The sequence below is a fragment of the Duffyella gerundensis genome (assembly GCF_001517405.1).
Lineage (GTDB): Bacteria > Pseudomonadota > Gammaproteobacteria > Enterobacterales > Enterobacteriaceae > Duffyella > Duffyella gerundensis.
In genome coordinates this window covers 3,037,833-3,055,468 of sequence record NZ_LN907827.1, presented here as the reverse complement: position 1 = coordinate 3,055,468, position 17,636 = coordinate 3,037,833, and the positions used below count along the sequence as shown (strand labels likewise).

Sequence of the window (17,636 nt, the reverse complement as noted above, 5' to 3'; positions counted from 1 at the left end):
CGATACTGCATTTCCATCCAGTCATTATCGCGCTAAAGTGACGGCGCATTTGCTACATCCGGCAGCACAAAACAGGAGTCTCCATGTTTACGGTTTACCATTCCAATCAGCTTGATATGCTACAAGCGCTGGCTGGCTATCTCATTGAAAATAAACCGTTAAGCGACCCTTTTCAGCAGGAAGTGGTGCTGGTGCAGAGCCCGGGCATGGCGCAGTGGCTACAGATGCAGCTTGCCGAGCGTTTTGGCATTGCTGCTAACCTGCACTTTCCGCTGCCCGCCTCATTTATCTGGGAGATGTTTGTCCGTGTGCTGCCGGGCATCCCCGAGGTCAGCGCCTTCAATAAAGCGAGCATGGGCTGGAAGCTGATGTCCATCCTGCCGGAAATGCTGCATCACGAAGAGTTTGTTTCGTTACGCAGTTATTTACATGACGATGGCGACCAGCGAAAATTATTCCAGCTTGCTTCACGGGTAGCCGATCTTTTTGACCAGTATCTGGTTTATCGGGCGGAATGGCTTAACCGTTGGGAAAAAGGCGAGTTAGTAGACGGGCTGGGCGACGTGCAGCGCTGGCAGGCGCCATTATGGGCAGAGCTGGTGCGCTATACCGCGGCGCTCGGGCAACCCGAGTGGCATCGTGCCAACCTCTATTCACGCTTTATCCGCACGCTGGAAAACAGCAATGAGCGACCTGCAAACCTGCCGGAACGTGTGTTTATCTGCGGAATTTCAGCCCTGCCGCCGGTTTATCTGCAGGCATTAAAGGCGCTGGGCAAACACATCGATATCCATCTGCTGTTCACCAATCCCTGCCGTCATTACTGGGGCGATATCCAGGATTATGCGTTTCTGGCACGGCTACAAAGCCGCCAGCGGCGCGTTTATCAGACTCAAAGCGAACGCGGCCTGTTTCGTGAACCGGCCGATGCCAGCGTACTGTTCAATGAGCTGGGTGAGCAGCAGCTCACTAATCCGCTGCTTGCCTCATGGGGCAAGCTGGGCCGCGACAATCTGTTTCTGCTGGCGCAAATGGAAGCCAATGAGGTGGATGCCTTTGTCGATGTCGGCGAGGATAATCTGCTGCACGCCATGCAGCACGACCTGCTGGAGTTGGAAGATCATGCGCGCATCGGCCTGACCGCACAGGAGCTGGACAGCAGCCACAACAAGCGCCTGCTGCGTGCTGACGATCGCTCCGTCGTGATTCATGTCTGCCACAGCCCGCAGCGTGAAGTTGAAGTTTTGCAGGATCGCCTGCTGTCGATGATGGAAGCCGATCCGGCTTTGACGCCGCACGACATCATCGTAATGGTGGCGGACATTGACGCCTATTCACCCTTTATCCAGGCCGTTTTCGGCAGCGCGCCACCCGAGCGTTACCTGCCGTTTGCGCTCTCAGATCGGCGCGCCAGTCAGGCGCACCCGGCGATTCAGGCATTCCTGACGCTACTGGCGCTGCCCGACAGCCGCTTTGCCTCTGAAGAGGTGCTGGCCCTGCTGGAAGTGCCGTCGCTGGCGGCGCGTTTTTCTATTGATGAGGATGGCTTACGCCGTTTGCGGCGCTGGGTGGCAGAATCGGGCGTGCGATGGGGGCTGGATGACGAGAACGTACGTGAGCTTGAACTGCCCGCTACCGGGCAGCACACCTGGCGGTTCGGCATCACGCGCATGCTGCTGGGGTACGCGATGGAGAGCCATCATGGCGACTGGCAGGGTATTCTGCCTTATGACGAGTCCAGCGGACTGATAGCCGAGTTGGCGGGCAACCTTGCCGATTTACTGATGCAGCTCAACCAGTGGCGTCAACGGCTCCGTGCGCCGCGCATTCTGACCGAATGGCTGCCGCTCTGTCGGGAAATACTCGACGATTTTTTTGCCGCCGATGCGGACACCGAGGTTGCGCTGGCGCTTATCGAAGAGCAGTGGAAGCAGTGCATCAATTTTGGCATTGAGGTGAGCTACAGCGCGCCGGTGCCGATAACGCTGCTGCGTGATGAACTGACTTCGCGACTCGATCAGCAGCGCATCAGCCAGCGTTTCCTCGCCGGGCCAGTGAACTTCTGTACGCTGATGCCGATGCGTTCTATTCCTTTTAAGGTGGTCTGCCTGTTAGGGATGAACGATGGCGTTTATCCACGCACGTTACCGCCGCTGGGTTTTGACCTGATGAGCCAGCAGCCGCAAAAAGGCGATCGCAGCCGCCGCGATGATGACCGCTACCTTTTTCTTGAAGCCTTGCTCTCTGCGCAGCAACAGCTCTATATCAGCTACATTGGCCGATCGATTCAGGATAACAGCGAGCGTTTTCCGTCGGTGCTGGTCACCGAGTTGACCGATTACATTACCCAGAGCTTCTGTTTGCAGGGTGATGAAGCGCTGGACGTTGACAGCAGCGCCCGCAAGGTCAGTCGACATTTGCATCATCTGCACAGCCGCACACCTTTTGACGCCGACAACTTTGCGGTGGAAAAAGAGTTTCGCAGCTTTGCCGCTGAGTGGCTGCCCGCGGCCAGTGCTGCCGGTAAGCCACATCCTGACTTTATTCAGCCATTGCCAGCGCCAGAATTAACCCAGATAACCGCAGAGCAGCTGCTGAGCTTCTGGCGTCATCCGGTGCGTGCTTTCTTTACTCAACGGCTGGGCGTGAGCTTTGCGCTGGAGTCCAGCGAGCTACCGGACGCCGAACCCTTTGTGATCGAAACGCTGGATCGCTATCAGATCAACGCGCAGCTGCTCAATGCGCTGATTGAGGATCAGGACAGTGAGCAGCTGTTTGCGCATTACCGTGCTGCTGGCGCCTTGCCCTATGGCGCCTTTGGTGAGCTGTTCTGGCGCGGGCAGCAGGAGGAGATGCTGGAGCTGGCAGAGCAGGTTAAGTCCCATCGTCGCAGCAGCAGCAGTTGGGAAATTGCCTTGCCGGTGGATGGCGTTGAGCTAACCGGCTGGCTGGCGCAGGTGCAGGACGATGGCCTGTTACGCTGGCGTCCCGGCGTACTGACGCTAAAAGATGGTCTGATTCTTTGGCTGGAACACCTGATCTATTGCGCGCTTGGCGGCACGGGGAACAGCCGAATGTTTGGCCGCAAACAGAGCGCCTGGCAGTTTGCAGCGCTTCCGGCGGAAGTGGCGAAACAGCAGCTTGAAGCGTACGTTATCGGTTTTAAGCAGGGCATGAGCCAGCCTTTACTGCTGCTACCCGCCAGCGGCGGCGCCTGGCTTGAAGCGTGCTTTGATGAAAAATCGGGTCAGTTGCTGAGCGACGATGCAACCCTGGCGAAAGCGCGAGGCAAACTGCTGCTGGCGTGGAGCGGAAATTATCAGGTAGAAGGTGAGGGCAGCGATCCCTATCTGCAACGGCTGATTCGTCAACTGGATGAAGAGCACATTGTGGAAATCACCCGCCAGGCAACACGCTGGCTACTGCCGTTACGTCAGGCGCGGCTGGACGAATAAACAGTATTTCTTACACAATAGCGGACATCGCCAGCAGGTTGTTGTAATGTGACTTTATAACGTTTTGTCGGTTTGTTGTACTTTATTGCCCGGTGGCACAGCGCCGGGTAATGCCAGGGTTAAGAAGAGGTTGTAATGCGCAAGAACGCTGTCTGGATTATCAGTCTGTTATGTTGTTCCCTGGTTGCAATCAGCGCGCGCGCTGCCGATGGCTGGCAACCCATCAATGAAACCATCAATAAAAGCGATAAAGATACCCGTCAATATCAGGCGATTCGCCTGGATAACGGTATGACGGTCATGCTGGTTTCCGATGTACAGGCACCCAAATCACTGGCGGCACTGACCCTGCCGATTGGTTCGCTGGACGATCCTGACTCGCAACTCGGTTTGGCGCACTTCCTGGAGCACATGGTGCTGATGGGGTCTGCGCGCTATCCCCAGCCTGATAACCTCGCGGAATTCCTGAAAATGCATGGCGGCAGCCACAATGCGAGCACCGCCTCTTATCGCACCGCTTTTTATCTTGAAGTAGAAAACGATGCGCTGGCACCGGCGGTGGATCGTTTAGCGGATGCCATTGCTGCGCCGCGACTCGATCCCATTAACGTTGAGCGTGAACGCAATGCGGTTAACGCCGAGCTGACTATGGCGCGTGCCCGCGATGGCCTGCGCATGCAGCAAGTGGGCGCCGAAACCCTGAATCCGGCCCATCCGGGCTCGCGCTTTTCCGGCGGCAATCTGGATACGCTGCGCGACAAGCCGGACAGCAAATTGCTGGACACCCTGAAGCAGTTTTATCAGCAGCACTATTCCGCCAACCTGATGAAAGCGGTGATTTACAGTAATCGCCCGCTGCCGGAAATGGCTCACATCGCTGCCGATACCTTTGGTCGCGTGCCCAATCGTCAGGCCAGCGTGCCGGCGATCAGCGTACCCGCGGCAACCGATGCACAGCAGGGAATCATCATTCATTACGTGCCTGCGCAGCCGCGCAAGCAGCTGAAAATTGAGTTTCGTATCGATAATAACAGCGATAAATTTCGCACCAAAAGCGACACGCTGATCGCTTACTTACTGGGTAATCGCAGTCGCGATACGCTGTCAGACTGGCTGCAAAAGCAGGGACTCGCGGACGCAATTAATGCCGGAGCCGATCCGGTTATCGATCGCAATGGCGGTCTGTTTGCTATTTCCGTTAACCTTACCGACAAAGGCATGCTGGAGCGCGATAAAGTCGTTGCCGCGGTGTTCAGCTATATCAACCTGCTGCGTCAGCAGGGCGTGGATAAACGCTACTTCGATGAGGTAGCCAAGGTGCTGAATATCGATTTCCGTTATCCGTCGATAACCCGCGATATGGGCTATATCGAATGGCTGGTTGACCTGATGCTGCGCGTGCCGGTAGCGCACACGCTCGATGCGCCTTATCTGGCCGATCGGTATGATGCCGAGGCGATCAATGCCCGGCTCGCCATGATGACGCCGCAGCATGCGCGTATCTGGTATATCGGCGAGAAAGAGCCGCACAATAAAGTCGCCTATTTTGTCGATGCGCCTTATCAGGTTGATAAGATTAGCAGCGAAAAATTTGCGCAGTGGCAAAAGATGTCTGATGACATGCATCTGGCCATGCCCACGCTAAACCCCTATATTCCCGATGATTTCAGCCTGATTCCGCCGCTTGAGAAAGCCTATATTCATCCGCAGGAGCTGGTAAACCAGCCGGGCCTGCGCGTGTTCTATATGCCGAGCCGCTATTTTGCCAGTGAGCCAAAAGCCAATATCACCCTGGCATTACGTAATAAAGCGGCGATGCGCGATGCGCGCAGCCAGGTACTGTTTGGCCTAAACGATTACCTGGCTGGCCTGGCGCTGGATGAGCTTAACTCGCAGGCTAACGTCGCGGGGATCAGCTTTTCCAGCAGCGAAGATGACGGCATCATGTTTAACGCCAGCGGCTTTACACAGCATCTGCCAGCGCTGATGCAACAGATGTTGCATGGCTATATCAGCTATCAGCCCGATGAGGCGCAGTTTGCCCAAGCGAAGTCGTTTTACCTGCAGCAGCTTGATGCCGCCGATCGCGGCAAAGCCTTTGAGCAGGCGATTCAACCGGCACAAATGTTGTCGCGCCTGCCTTATACCCAGCGTAGCGAACGTCGCGAAGTGATAAAAACGCTGACGCTGGACGACCTGCAGCACTATCGCCAGCAGCTGATCCAGCAGGCGACGCCTGAAATGATGGTCATCGGTAATATGCGTGCCGACAGCGTGACCGCTCTTGCCACCGAACTGAAAAAACAGTTGGGCTGCCAGGGCGACGGCTGGTGGCACAGTGAGCACATCGCCTTCGATAAACCGATTAAAGCCAACCTGCAGCAGCCAGGCAGCAGCACTGATTCGGCGCTGGCCGCGCTCTATGCGCCACTGGGTTACAACGAGTATCAGGGCATCGCGCACAGTTCGATGATCAGCCAGATTATCCAGCCGTGGTTTTACAATCAGCTGCGCACTGAAGAACAGCTGGGTTATGCGGTGTTCGCGTTTCAGATGCCGATAGGCCGTCAGTGGGGTATTGGCTTCCTGTTACAAAGCAACGTTAAGCAGCCCGCTTATTTGTTACAGCGCTATCAGGCTTTTTATCCGCAGGCGGAAAAGCGTCTGCGTGACATGCAGCAGAAAGATTTTGCACAGTATCAGCTGGCGATGATCAACGATCTGCAGCAACGCCCGCAGACGCTGGACGAAGAGGCTGGACGTTACAGCAAAGATTTTGACCGGGAAAATTATCAGTTCGATACGCGTGAAAAAGCAGTAGAACAGATCAAACAGGTTACGCCCGCTTCACTGGCGGATTTCTTCCATCAGGCGGTTATCGCCCAAAATGGCCTGACCATGATGTCGCAGGTTTCAGGCAGCCATCAGGGCGCGGCAGATTACGCCATCTTGCCTGATTATCACACCTGGGCGGCGCTGTCTGACTTGCAGCAGTCGATGCCGGTTAAGAGTGCGCTGCAATGAGCGAACAGGTTGCCTGGCCGCTTAATCCGCTGACCTTGCCGCTGCGTGATGAACGATTAATTGAGGCATCCGCGGGAACTGGCAAAACCTTTACCATCGGGCTGCTCTATTTGCGGCTGCTGTTAGGGCATGGTGGCGAACACGGCTACTTCCGACCGTTATCGGTTGAGGAGATCCTGGTGGTGACCTTTACCGAGGCGGCCACCGCTGAGCTGCGCGGCCGTATTCGCGCCAATATTCACGAGCTGCGCATTGCCTGCGTTCGCGGCAGCAGCAGCAATCTTCAATTAGCCGCGCTGATGGCAGAAATCGCAGATCTCAGCGACGCGGCTAATTTGCTGCTGGCGGCAGAACGGCAAATGGATGAGGCCGCCATTTTCACCATCCACGGTTTCTGTCAGCGCATGCTCAACCTGAACGCCTTTGAATCCGGCATGCTGTTTGACCAGCAGCTGATTGAAGACGAGCAGCATCTGCTGCGCCAGGCCGCGGCAGATTTCTGGCGTCGCCACTGCTATCCGCTGTCGATGGACATTGCGCAGGTGATCGCCGAAGAGTGGACCGGCCCGGTGCAGCTGCTGACTACCCTGATGCCCTGGCTGCAGGGCGAGTCGCCGTCGCTCAAGCATCCGCCTGCGGAGGATGAAACCCTCGCCGTGCGACATGAAAAGCTGATTGCCCGTATCGTCGCTATCAAAGCGCAGTGGCGAGAAGCGGCCGATTCACTGCATGGATTGATTCACGAATCCGGCGTTGATAAACGCAGCTACAGCAGTAAAAACCTGCCGGTTTGGCTGGAAAAAATCGGCGAGTGGGCGCAACAGGAAACCAAAACGTATAGTGTGCCCAAAGAGCTGGAGCGATTTCAGCAAAGCACGCTGCATGAGAAAACCAAAAAGGGCGCGCCGCCGATACATGCGCTGTTTAGCGCCATTGAAGACTTTCTGGCTGAGCCGCTGTCGCTGCGCGATCTGATCATCGCCCGCGCGCTGCAGGAAATTCGCATCATGACGCGCAAAGAGAAAAAGCTGCGCGCGCTGCTGGGCTTTGACGATCTGCTCAGTCGGCTTGATGAGGCGCTGCAGCATGAAGATAACGCGTTACTGGCGCAGACCATTCGCAGCCGTTTTCCGGTTGCGCTGATCGATGAATTCCAGGATACCGATCCGCAACAGTACCGTATATTCCGTAAAATCTACGCGCAGCAACCTGAGCATGCGCTGCTGTTGATCGGCGATCCCAAACAGGCGATTTACGCGTTTCGCGGTGCCGATATCTTCACCTATATGCATGCACGCTCTGAAGTGAGCGCACACTACACCATGGATACTAACTGGCGCTCTTCTCCTGCGATGATTGCCAGCGTGAATCAGCTGTTTTCGCGGCTGGAAAACCCGTTTTTATTCGAGCAGATTCCCTTTCTGCCGGTTAACGCCGCGGCCAGAAACGCCGGGCTGCGCTTCGAGATCAACGGTCAGGCACAGCCCGCCTTACGGTTTCTGCTGCAGCCAGGCGAAGGCGTCGGCGTCAGCGACTATCAGCAATATATGGCGCTGCAGTGCGCCAGCGAGATTTGCAGCTGGTTGCAGGGCGGACAGCAGCGGAGTGCGATGATCGGCAAGCAAGGCGACCTGCGTCCGGTGCAGGCATCCGATATCGCTATTCTGGTACGCAGCCGCAGCGAAGCCACGGTCATGCGTGAAGCGCTCAATCATTACAATATTCCCTCGGTTTACCTTTCCAATCGCGACAGCGTCTACACCACTCCGGAGGCGCGCGAACTGCTCTGGCTGCTGCAGGCGGTGCTGATGCCAGAGCATGAGCGAACCTTACGCAGCGCGTTGGCAACCAGTATCTTAGGGCTGGATGCCGCCGCCATCGATCGGCTGAGCCGCGATGAGCAGGCATGGGATGCGCTGGTGGACGAGTTTGCCAACTGGCAGCGCCTCTGGCAGCAGCGCGGCCTGCTGCCTATGCTGCGCGATATGATGGTGAAACGTCAGCTGGCAGAAAATTTGCTGGCGTCGGAAAGCGGCGAGCGGCGTCTGACCGATCTGATGCACCTCGGCGAACTGCTGCAGGAAGCCTCAGCGCAGCTCGACAGCCCGCACGCTGTGTTGCGTTTTCTTGCGCAGCAGATTGAGCAGCCCAACAGCCAGGCCAGCAATCAGCAGCTGCGTCTGGAGAGCGATCGTCATCTGGTGCAGATCGTCACGGTACATAAATCCAAAGGGCTGGAATATCCGTTGGTCTGGCTGCCGTTTATCGCAAATTTTCGTGAAGCAAGCAGCGCCGCGGTCTATCACGATCGGCAAACTTTTCAGCCGCTGCTTGATCTGCGCGGTGGCGAAGAGAGCCAGCAACTGGCCGAGCAGGAGCGTCTGGCGGAAGATTTGCGCCTGCTTTATGTGGCGCTGACGCGTGCGGTCTGGCACTGCAGCGTCGGTATCGCGCCGCTGGTAAAAGGCAATCGTAAAAAAGAGGGTGCCAGCGATCTGCACAAAAGCGCGCTGGGTTATCTGGTGCAGCAGGGCGAGGCCGCCGATGCTGGTCAGTTAATGCATTATTTAACGCAGATGTGTAATGACAACGTGGCGCTGGTCAGCGAACCGGCACCGGAAGATCAAATATGGCGGCCTGAGCGTCCGGCCAGCAGCGCGCTGGGCAGCCTGCGTTTGAGCCGCACGCTAAATGATAACTGGCGCGTAACCAGTTATTCGGCGTTGCAGCAGCATGGGCCCACCGTGGCGCTGGATCTGATGCCGCGTTTCGATATCGACGCGGTGGGCGATGCATCGGCGGTGATCGAACCGGCGCTGACACCGCATCACTTTCCGCGCGGTGCCTCGCCGGGCACCTTTCTGCATGGCCTGTTTGAGCAGATAGACTTTACCCAGCCGGTTGCCGAAAGCTGGCTGGGCCAGCAGCTGGAAGAGCAGGGTTATCCGTTGAGCTGGCTGCCGGTGTTACAAAGCTGGACCGAGCGCGTGCTGGCAGCACCGTTAGGCGAAGAGGGTATTGAGTTACGCCAGCTGTCGGCTAAGCAGCGTCAGGTGGAACTGGAATTCTATCTGCCTATCTCGGCGATGCTTACCGCGGATCGTCTCGATCGCGTGATTCGTCACTACGATCCGCTGTCGGCGGCCGCACCCCCACTCGATTTCCGTCAGGTGCAGGGCATGTTGAAAGGCTTTATTGACCTGGTGTTTTGCTGGCAGGGGAAATATTACCTGCTCGATTACAAATCAAATTGGCTGGGTGAGCAGAGCGAAGCCTATACGCAAACCGCGATGGCACAGGCGATGATTTCTCATCGCTACGATTTGCAGTATCAGCTCTACAGCCTTGCGCTGCATCGATATCTGCGGCACCGTTTGCCCGATTATGACTATCAACGTCATTTTGGCGGGGTCTTCTATCTCTTTTTGCGCGGCATTGATGGTAGCGCATCGGATAACGGCATCTTTTATACCCGCCCTGACGCGCATTTGATTACATCGCTGGATCGGCTTTTTGCCGGTACCGACGTGGAGTTAGCATGAATAACCTGTTGATTGAAGCGCTGACCAAACGCCTGTTGCGGCCGCTTGATGTACAGTTCGCCCGTATGGTGGCTAACGAACAGCAGCCTGCTTTGATGCTGGCCGCTGCCTGGCTCAGTGCCGAAGCGGGCGCTGGCCATGTGTGTCTGCCGCTGGCGCATCTCACGGTCGATAACCTGTTTGCCGGACGACATCCTGAACTGGCGCGTGCCCTGTGGCAAAAAGCGGGCGCGCCGACGGCGTGGCGCGATCTGCTGGCGCAACATCCAGCGGTCAGCGATGGCTCATCACCGGCACCGCTGGTGCTCAGCGGCGAGCGTCTTTACCTGAATCGTATGTGGCGCAGTGAAGGTCATGTGGCGTCATTTATCGCCACACCGCCCGCTACAGAGGAAGCCGATCCCACACGCATGCGCCAGGTGCTGGATGCGCTGTTTGGCGAAGCGGAGCAGGACTGGCAGAAAATTGCCGCTGCGGTGGCGCTGACCCGAAAAACCGCGGTAATTTCCGGCGGGCCTGGCACCGGTAAGACCACCACCGTTGCCAGGCTGCTGGCGGCGATGATCCGTCTGGAAGGCGGCAAGTTACGCATTCAGCTTGCCGCACCGACCGGCAAAGCGGCGGCGCGGCTGACGGAATCGCTGGGTAAGGCACTACAGGGCTTGCCGGTCAGCGAAGAAGAGCGGCAGCGCTTTCCCGCCGAAGCGACCACGCTGCATCGCCTGTTGGGCGCACAGCCAGACAGCCAGCGCCTGCGCTATCATGCCGGCAACCCGTTGCACCTTGATGTGCTGGTGGTCGATGAAGCCTCAATGGTGGATTTGCCGATGATGGCTAACCTGATCGCCGCGCTGCCTACTCATGCGCGGGTGATTTTTCTTGGCGATCGCGATCAGCTGGCATCCGTAGAAGCGGGCGCAGTGCTGGGTGATATCTGCCGCTGCGCCGAAGCGGGTTACAGCGTGGAACGTGCGCGGCTGCTTAGTGCCCTGACCGGCTGCAAGGTTGAAGGCATTGACGACAATAGCGTGTCAGCGGTGCGCGACAGCATTTGTCTGCTGCGAAAAAGCTATCGTTTTGACGCGAAGTCAGGCATCGGTCAGCTGGCCAGCGCGGTCAATGCAGGCGATACCGTTGAAGCAGAGCAGGTATTTCAGCGCGGATTTACCGATCTTCAGCGTGTTGATCTGGCTGATGCCGACAGCTATCAGCAGATGCTGGATGAGGTGGTTACCGGCTATCACGATTATGTGCAGCTATTGCGGCAGAAGGCAGAGCCTGCAGCGGTGCTGGAGGCATTTGGTCGCTATCAGCTGCTGTGCGCGCTGCGTGAAGGGCCGTTTGGGGTCGCCGGGCTCAATGAGCGCATCGTACAAACGCTGATGCGTAAACGGCTACTGGATAAGCCGCTCAGCGCCGGCAAATGGTATGCGGGGCGTCCGGTCATGATCGCCCGCAACGATCGGGCGCTTGGCCTGTTCAACGGCGATATCGGCGTAGCCATGTATGACAGTGAAGGCGCGCTGAAGGTCTTCTTTCCGCTGCCGGATGGCTCGATCAAAGCCGTGCAGCCAAGCCGTTTGCCACCGCATGAAACGGCATGGGCGATGACCGTGCATAAATCGCAGGGATCGGAATTTGATCACACGGCACTGGTGCTGCCAAACCAGTTTCTGCCGGTGCTGACGCGGGAACTGGTCTATACCGCGATCACTCGCGCGCGTAAACAGCTGACATTATACAGCGATAAAACGGTGTTCAGCCGGGCGGTTCAGCTGCGTACGCAGCGGCGCAGTGGGCTGGTGGAGCGGCTGGCAGACTAATAAAAAAGGCACCTCACAGGGTGCCTTTTTTTATCATCTGGCGCTCGACTGGCGCAGGTCGGCCATCAACACCTTGGATCGGCGCTGATAGTTGTACATCTCTTTTTTGCTTTCTGGCAGTAGTTCAATATCGACCGGCGTAAAGCCGCGCTCCTGAAACCAGTGAATACTGCGCGTGGTCAGCACAAACAGTTTTTTCAAGCCCATCTGGCGCGCCTGCATCTCCACACGTTGCAGCAACATTTCGCCACGCGATGAGCTGCGGTAATCGGGATGCACCGCCACGCAGGCCATTTCACCAATCTGCTCCTCCGGGAAAGGATAGAGCGCAGCGCAGGCGATGGTTAAATTATCACGCTCAATAATGGTGAATTTATCAATCTCCATCTCCAGCTGTTCACGCGAGCGGCGCACCAGAATACCCTGCTGCTCCAGTGGACGAATCAGCTCAAGAATACCGCCAATATCGTTGATGGTGGCCCGGCGCACCTGCTCTGCCGATTCCATCACAATCTGCGTGCCGATACCGTCGCGTGAAAACAGCTCCTGCAGCAGCGCGCCATCTTCCTGATAGCTGATGAGATGACTGCGCCGCACGCCGCTGCGGCACGCACGCACCGCCCCGCGCAGAAAGCGCACCGTGGCCGAGAGATAGTCGTGGCGCGTTTCCAGCACGTCAATACGCTGCTGCGCATCGGCAGGAAAGAGCTCAGAGATAATTTCACCATCATCATTGGTGACGCCCTGTTCGGCGCAGAAGCCGATCATCTTCTCTGCCTTAAGTTTGATCGCCAGCTGTGTCGCCACTTCTTCTGAGGTCAGATTAAAACTTTCGCCGGTCACCGATACCGCAACCGGTCCCATCAATACGATAGCGCCGCTGTCCAGCTGGCGATGAATCGCCTCTTCATCGATGCGACGGATACGGCCACTGTGACAGTAATCCACGCCGTCATCCACGCCCAGCGGCTGAGCAATAATAAAGTTGCCGCTGACCACATTAATATGCGCGCCCTGCAGCGGCGTATTGTTCAGGCTCATTGAAAGGCGGGCGGTAATATCGAGCTGCAAACGCCCGGCGGCCTGCTTGACCAGCTCAAGCGATTGCGCATCGGTAACGCGCGTATGTTTGTGATATTGCGGCTCAAGCTGATGTGCCGCGAGATTAGCATCAATTTGCGGACGTGCACCATAAACCACCACCAGCCGGATACCCAGGCTATGCAGCAGGCCAATATCATTGACGATTCCGGAGAAGTTTTCGTGCTCGATCGCCTCGCCACCCAGCATGATGACAAAGGTTTTGCCCCGATGGGCATTGATATAGGGAACGGTATGGCGAAAACCCTGAACCAGTTCAGTACTACGTTCCTTCACGGCCAACCTCATTGCATTTTTATTCGTATTTTTTGTATTTTTATTCTTTTATGAGGGTTTTTGCAAGTGCCAATTCTGCTGGCGGCGCAACGGTTAACTCCGCTCCGCCGCGCTAACGACCTGCATTTTCTGGCAATTTTGGGATGACTTGAAAATTGAGATTCGTTAAAGTTCCGCTTTGATTTTTTTTCTGTTGGCTATTTTTTAGACGTACACAGCAGCATGGAGTGGCATGTCCGAATCAACCCCTGTTTTATCCCGACGACGATTACTGCAAGGCATTGGTGCCGCATGGATGTTAACCATCAGTCGTGATGGTCTGGCGGCCAGCAGCCATGTGGTGGCTATTCGCATCTGGCCTTCCTCAACTTATACGCGCGTTACGCTGGAATCGACGGTTCCGCTGAAATATAAGCAATTTTTCCTGAGTAATCCCGATCGGCTGGTGATCGACATTGAGCATGCGCAGCTGAACCACGTGCTGAAAGGCGTGAGCAAACTGGTGCGCAGCGACGATCCCTTTATTGAAGAGGCGCGAGTCGGGCAATTTAATCACAATACGGTGCGCATTGTGTTTCAGGTGAAGCGCAGCGTAGCGCCGAAGATCTTCACCCTGGCGCCAGTGGCCGGTATTCGCCATCGACTGGTGGTCGATCTCTATGCGCAAACTGAAGTGGCGCATGACGACCCCTTGCTCGCGTTGCTGAAAGATTATAACCAGGGCGATCTGGAGAAAACCCAGCCGGTCAGTGCGCCGCTGCCAGGCAAAGCGGGGCGCGACAGGCCGATTGTGATCATGATCGATCCGGGTCACGGCGGCGAAGATCCGGGCGCACACGGCAAATACAAAACGCGCGAAAAAGATATCGTGTTGAAAATCGGACGGCGGCTCAAGGCGCTGATCGACAAAGAGCCGAAGATGCGCGCTTACATGACGCGCAACGAAGATGTCTTCATTCCGCTAAAAGTCCGGGTGGCAAAGGCACGCAAACAGCGGGCCGATCTCTTTGTGTCGATCCATGCGGATGCGTTTACCAGCCGGGCGGCGCGCGGTTCGTCGGTGTTTGCCCTGTCGACCCGCGGTGCGACCTCAGCCGCAGCGCGTTTTCTGGCGCAGTCACAGAACGAGGCGGATTTGATTGGCGGCGTCAGCATGAGCGGCGATCGCTATCTCGATCACACCATGCTGGATATGGTGCAGCGGCAAACTATCACCGACAGCCTGAAGCTGGGTAAAGAGGTGTTGGCCAGAATGGGAAAAATTAATCATCTGCACAAGCGCACTGTTGATCAGGCGGGCTTTGCCGTGCTGAAAGCGCCGGACATTCCGTCGATTCTGGTGGAAACCGCATTTATCAGTAACGTTGCCGAAGAGCGGAAGTTGCGCACCACGCGTTATCAGCAGCAGGTGGCAGAGGCGATTCTGGCTGGCATCAAAGCCTGGGTGGCATCGGGCGCGGCGCATAAGTAGTGAGATGGGCAGGGAAGCCCTGAACGGCAGGTGGTATGACGAATTTCAGATACAAAAAAACACCCGATTGGGTGTTTAAATGGTTGCGGGAGCCGGATTTGAACCGACGACCTTCGGGTTATGAGCCCGACGAGCTACCAGGCTGCTCCATCCCGCGTCCGTGTCTGTTGCTTCCATCACAACAGCTTGTTTCTTTACTGCGCTCACTTTCGTGAGTTGGTTGCGGGAGCCGGATTTGAACCGACGACCTTCGGGTTATGAGCCCGACGAGCTACCAGGCTGCTCCATCCCGCGTCCGTGGAAGCGCACTATACTCTTTCGGCGTTATGACGCAACCCTTTTTTTGCATAAATTAACAAACGGGAACAGAGTGTTGGCTTTATCGACAATACGATTTTTTTCTGCGCAATTTCTCGTTGCGGCCCGGCGATGCGTTTAAATCCTCGCGGCTCTTTGCTATCTTCAGCCTGCATTTATCAGCCACCATCAGCAATAAAGAGAACGCAATGAAAGGACGTTGGGCAAAGCTTGCATTTACTGGCGCGCTGTTGGCGCTACTGGCGGGATGTTCGTCAAAACCGACCGATCGCGGTCAGCAATATAAAGACGGAAAACTGCATCAACCGCTGGCGCTGGTGAATCAGCCTAACGCCAAGGGACGACCGGTGAACGGCAAAGATTTTGGCGATCAGGTGGGGCAGATCAAATTCGCCTCCTCATCGCTCTATTCCCGACAGAGCAGCACCTACAGCGCAGTGGAAAGCTGGCTGATGGCGGGCGCCGATACGCGTCAGCTTCGCCAGTTCGGGCTGGATGCGTTCCAGATGGAAGGCGTCGACAATTACGGTAACGTGCAGTTCACCGGCTATTACACGCCGGTAGTGCAGGCGCGCTATACCCGTCAGGGTGAATTCCAGTATCCGATCTACCGCATGCCGCCGCGCAGTAAAGGAAGAAAACTGCCCAGCCGTGCGCAGATTTACAGCGGCGCCATCGATGAACGTTATATTGCGGGCTACAGCAACTCACTGATCGACAACTTCATGATGGATGTGCAGGGCAGTGGCTACGTCGATTATGGTGATGGTCGCCCGCTGACTTTCTTTGGCTACGCCGGGAAAAATGGCTGGGGTTATCACAGCATCGGTAAAGAGCTGATCGATCGCGGCGAAGTGAAGCGCGAAGATATGTCGATGCAGGCGATTCGCAAATGGGCGGAAGAGCATAGCGCAGCGGATGTGCGCGAGCTGCTGGAAACTAACCCGTCGTTTGTTTTCTTCAAGCCGGAAAACTTTGCGCCGGTTCGCGGTGCCAGCGCCGTGCCATTGGTTGCCAAAGCGTCCGTGGCTGCCGATCGCGCGCTGCTGCCGCCAGGCACCGTGCTGCTGGCAGAAGTGCCGTTGCTGGATCAGAAAGGGAAGTTTAACGGTCGCTATGAGATGCGGTTGATGGTGGCGCTGGACGTCGGCGGCGCGATTAAAGGACAGCATTTCGATATCTATCAGGGTATTGGCACCGATGCCGGCCACATGGCTGGCTTCTATAACCATTATGGCCGCGTTTGGGTGCTGCGCTCTGCGCCTGGCGCAGGGCAATTACTGTTCAGCAACCAGCAAAAAAGTAATGGTATGCTGCTCTCTGGCAACGCTCTGTAATGTTCTCTGCTGCGGGCTTTCTGCCCGCAGCCTCTGAAGGTAATTATGACTCTGATTTCTGAAGCCTGGCGGCAACGCTTTGGCGGTACGGCGCGCCTGTATGGTCAGGATGCGCTACAACGATTTGCTGATGCGCACATCTGTGTGGTGGGCATTGGCGGCGTGGGTTCGTGGGCGGCGGAAGCGCTGGCGCGGACCGGCATTGGCACGCTGACGCTGATCGACATGGATGACGTCTGTGTCACCAACACCAACCGACAAATTCACGCGCTGCGCGATAACGTCGGTAAGGCGAAAACCGAGGTGATGGCGGAACGCATCCGCGAAATTAACCCGGAATGCCGCGTGATTTGCGTTGATGATTTTATTACGCCAGACAATACCGCTGAGCTGATGGCACCGGCGTTTGACTACGTGATTGACGCCATCGATAGCGTGCGGCCAAAAGCCGCGCTGCTGGCCTGGTGTCGCCGCAATAAAATTCCGCTGGTGACCACCGGCGGCGCGGGCGGACAGATCGATCCCACGCAAATTCAGGTCAGCGATCTGGCAAAAACCATTCAGGATCCGCTGGCGGCAAAGCTGCGTGAGCGTCTGAAGCAGGATTTTGGCATCAAGAAGAACAGCAAAGGCCGACTGGGTATCGACTGCGTGTTTTCTACCGAGGCGTTGATGTATCCGCAGCCGGATGGTTCAGTGTGCGCTTCACGCAGCACCGCAGAGGGGCCAAAACGCATGGATTGCGCTTCAGGATTCGGTGCCGCCACAATGGTGACGGCGACCTTTGGCTTTGTCGCCGTGTCGCATGCGCTGAAAAAATTGCTGGCGCGCCAGCGCGCAGCGCAGGCTTAATGCGCTTGTGCGGCCGCGATCACCGCAGCGGCCAGCGCCTGCAGGCCGCTGCTGCGTGAGGCGCTGAGCTGCTCACGCAGCCCAAGGCGATCAAAGATCAGCAGCGGATCCTGCGCCAGCAGCGTATCCGGCGTTTGACCCTCAACCGCGGTGAGCAACACCGCCAGCAGCCCGCGCACGATACGTCCTTCACTCTCACCGTAAAAATGCAGCGTGCCGTCTGTCAGCCGCTGATGGCCCAGCCAGACGCGATTTTCACAGCCGCTAAGCTCAATCTCTGCTGTTTTTAACGTCTCTGCCAACGCAGGCAGCTGCTTGCCCAGCTGAATCAGCTGACGATATTTCTCTTCCCACAGCCGACAGGCGTCAAATTTCGCCTCCAGTGCATCACGGGTGAGCAGGGTGCCGAAGGGGTGCGGTGCAATCAGGGTTGTCAT

Annotated in this window: 9 protein-coding genes and 2 tRNA genes; 7 read left to right on the top strand and 4 right to left on the bottom strand. The window is 56.7% G+C overall.

What is annotated here, in order from left to right; all coding sequences use genetic code 11:
• Window positions 1–83: 83 nt before the first annotated feature.
• From recC to recD, 4 genes are all read left to right on the top strand, one after another.
• Entirely contained in the window at window positions 84–3,455 is a 3,372-nt protein-coding gene (recC, locus tag EM595_RS14095) for an exodeoxyribonuclease V subunit gamma (protein ID WP_067433329.1), read from the top strand.
• Between the two features lie 135 nt (window positions 3,456–3,590).
• Complete coding sequence (ptrA, locus tag EM595_RS14090) at window positions 3,591–6,479, top strand: pitrilysin (protein WP_067433326.1); 2,889 nt, start codon at window positions 3,591–3,593, stop codon at window positions 6,477–6,479.
• The gene (recB, locus tag EM595_RS14085; protein ID WP_067433323.1) at window positions 6,476–10,021 is read left to right on the top strand and encodes an exodeoxyribonuclease V subunit beta; all 3,546 of its coding nucleotides are present in this window, start codon (window positions 6,476–6,478) and stop codon (window positions 10,019–10,021) included. The genes ptrA and recB overlap by 4 nt, the downstream gene beginning before the upstream one ends.
• Window positions 10,018–11,844, top strand: coding sequence for an exodeoxyribonuclease V subunit alpha (gene recD / locus EM595_RS14080; protein WP_067433320.1), 1,827 nt, complete (start codon window positions 10,018–10,020; stop codon window positions 11,842–11,844). Before recB ends, recD begins: the two co-directional genes overlap by 4 nt.
• Window positions 11,845–11,877: 33 nt before the next feature.
• Here the strand turns inward: recD and argA are convergent, their stop codons facing one another.
• A complete protein-coding gene (argA, locus tag EM595_RS14075) occupies window positions 11,878–13,233 on the bottom strand; it encodes an amino-acid N-acetyltransferase (protein ID WP_173645377.1) in 1,356 nt (451 codons plus the stop codon).
• A gap of 220 nt (window positions 13,234–13,453) precedes the next feature.
• On the opposite strand from argA, the gene amiC reads away from it, so the two are divergent.
• A complete protein-coding gene (gene amiC / locus EM595_RS14070) occupies window positions 13,454–14,692 on the top strand; it encodes an N-acetylmuramoyl-L-alanine amidase AmiC (RefSeq protein ID WP_067433316.1) in 1,239 nt (412 codons plus the stop codon).
• 80 nt (window positions 14,693–14,772) lie between these two features.
• On the opposite strand, the gene EM595_RS14065 is transcribed toward amiC, so the two are convergent.
• Window positions 14,773–14,849: transfer RNA gene (locus EM595_RS14065), tRNA-Met, on the bottom strand.
• Between the two features lie 60 nt (window positions 14,850–14,909).
• Window positions 14,910–14,986 (bottom strand) — tRNA-Met (locus EM595_RS14060).
• A gap of 212 nt (window positions 14,987–15,198) precedes the next feature.
• Between EM595_RS14060 and mltA the strand changes: the two genes are divergently transcribed.
• Both mltA and tcdA read left to right on the top strand, forming a co-directional pair.
• The gene (gene mltA / locus EM595_RS14055; RefSeq protein WP_067435497.1) at window positions 15,199–16,347 is read left to right on the top strand and encodes a murein transglycosylase A; all 1,149 of its coding nucleotides are present in this window, start codon (window positions 15,199–15,201) and stop codon (window positions 16,345–16,347) included.
• Window positions 16,348–16,392: 45 nt separating this feature from the next.
• Window positions 16,393–17,199 (top strand): tRNA cyclic N6-threonylcarbamoyladenosine(37) synthase TcdA, encoded by an 807-nt coding sequence (gene tcdA / locus EM595_RS14050; RefSeq protein WP_067433313.1) that lies wholly within the window; start codon window positions 16,393–16,395, stop codon window positions 17,197–17,199.
• Here tcdA and csdE read toward each other — a convergent pair.
• The gene (gene csdE, locus EM595_RS14045; RefSeq protein WP_067433310.1) at window positions 17,196–17,636 is read right to left on the bottom strand and encodes a cysteine desulfurase sulfur acceptor subunit CsdE; all 441 of its coding nucleotides are present in this window, start codon (window positions 17,634–17,636) and stop codon (window positions 17,196–17,198) included. The two genes, tcdA and csdE, sit on opposite strands and share 4 nt — an antisense overlap.

Excerpts from the sequence above, each read along its gene's own strand:
- recC (WP_067433329.1), top strand. The coding sequence starts at position 84 with ATGTTTACGGTTTACCATTCCAATCAGCTTGATATGCTACAAGCGCTG.
- ptrA (WP_067433326.1), top strand. The coding sequence starts at position 3,591 with ATGCGCAAGAACGCTGTCTGGATTATCAGTCTGTTATGTTGTTCCCTG.
- recB (WP_067433323.1), top strand. The coding sequence starts at position 6,476 with ATGAGCGAACAGGTTGCCTGGCCGCTTAATCCGCTGACCTTGCCGCTG.
- recD (WP_067433320.1), top strand. The coding sequence starts at position 10,018 with ATGAATAACCTGTTGATTGAAGCGCTGACCAAACGCCTGTTGCGGCCG.
- argA (WP_173645377.1), bottom strand. The coding sequence starts at position 13,233 with ATGAGGTTGGCCGTGAAGGAACGTAGTACTGAACTGGTTCAGGGTTTT.
- amiC (WP_067433316.1), top strand. The coding sequence starts at position 13,454 with ATGTCCGAATCAACCCCTGTTTTATCCCGACGACGATTACTGCAAGGC.
- mltA (WP_067435497.1), top strand. The coding sequence starts at position 15,199 with ATGAAAGGACGTTGGGCAAAGCTTGCATTTACTGGCGCGCTGTTGGCG.
- tcdA (WP_067433313.1), top strand. The coding sequence starts at position 16,393 with ATGACTCTGATTTCTGAAGCCTGGCGGCAACGCTTTGGCGGTACGGCG.
- csdE (WP_067433310.1), bottom strand. The coding sequence starts at position 17,636 with ATGACAACCCTGATTGCACCGCACCCCTTCGGCACCCTGCTCACCCGT.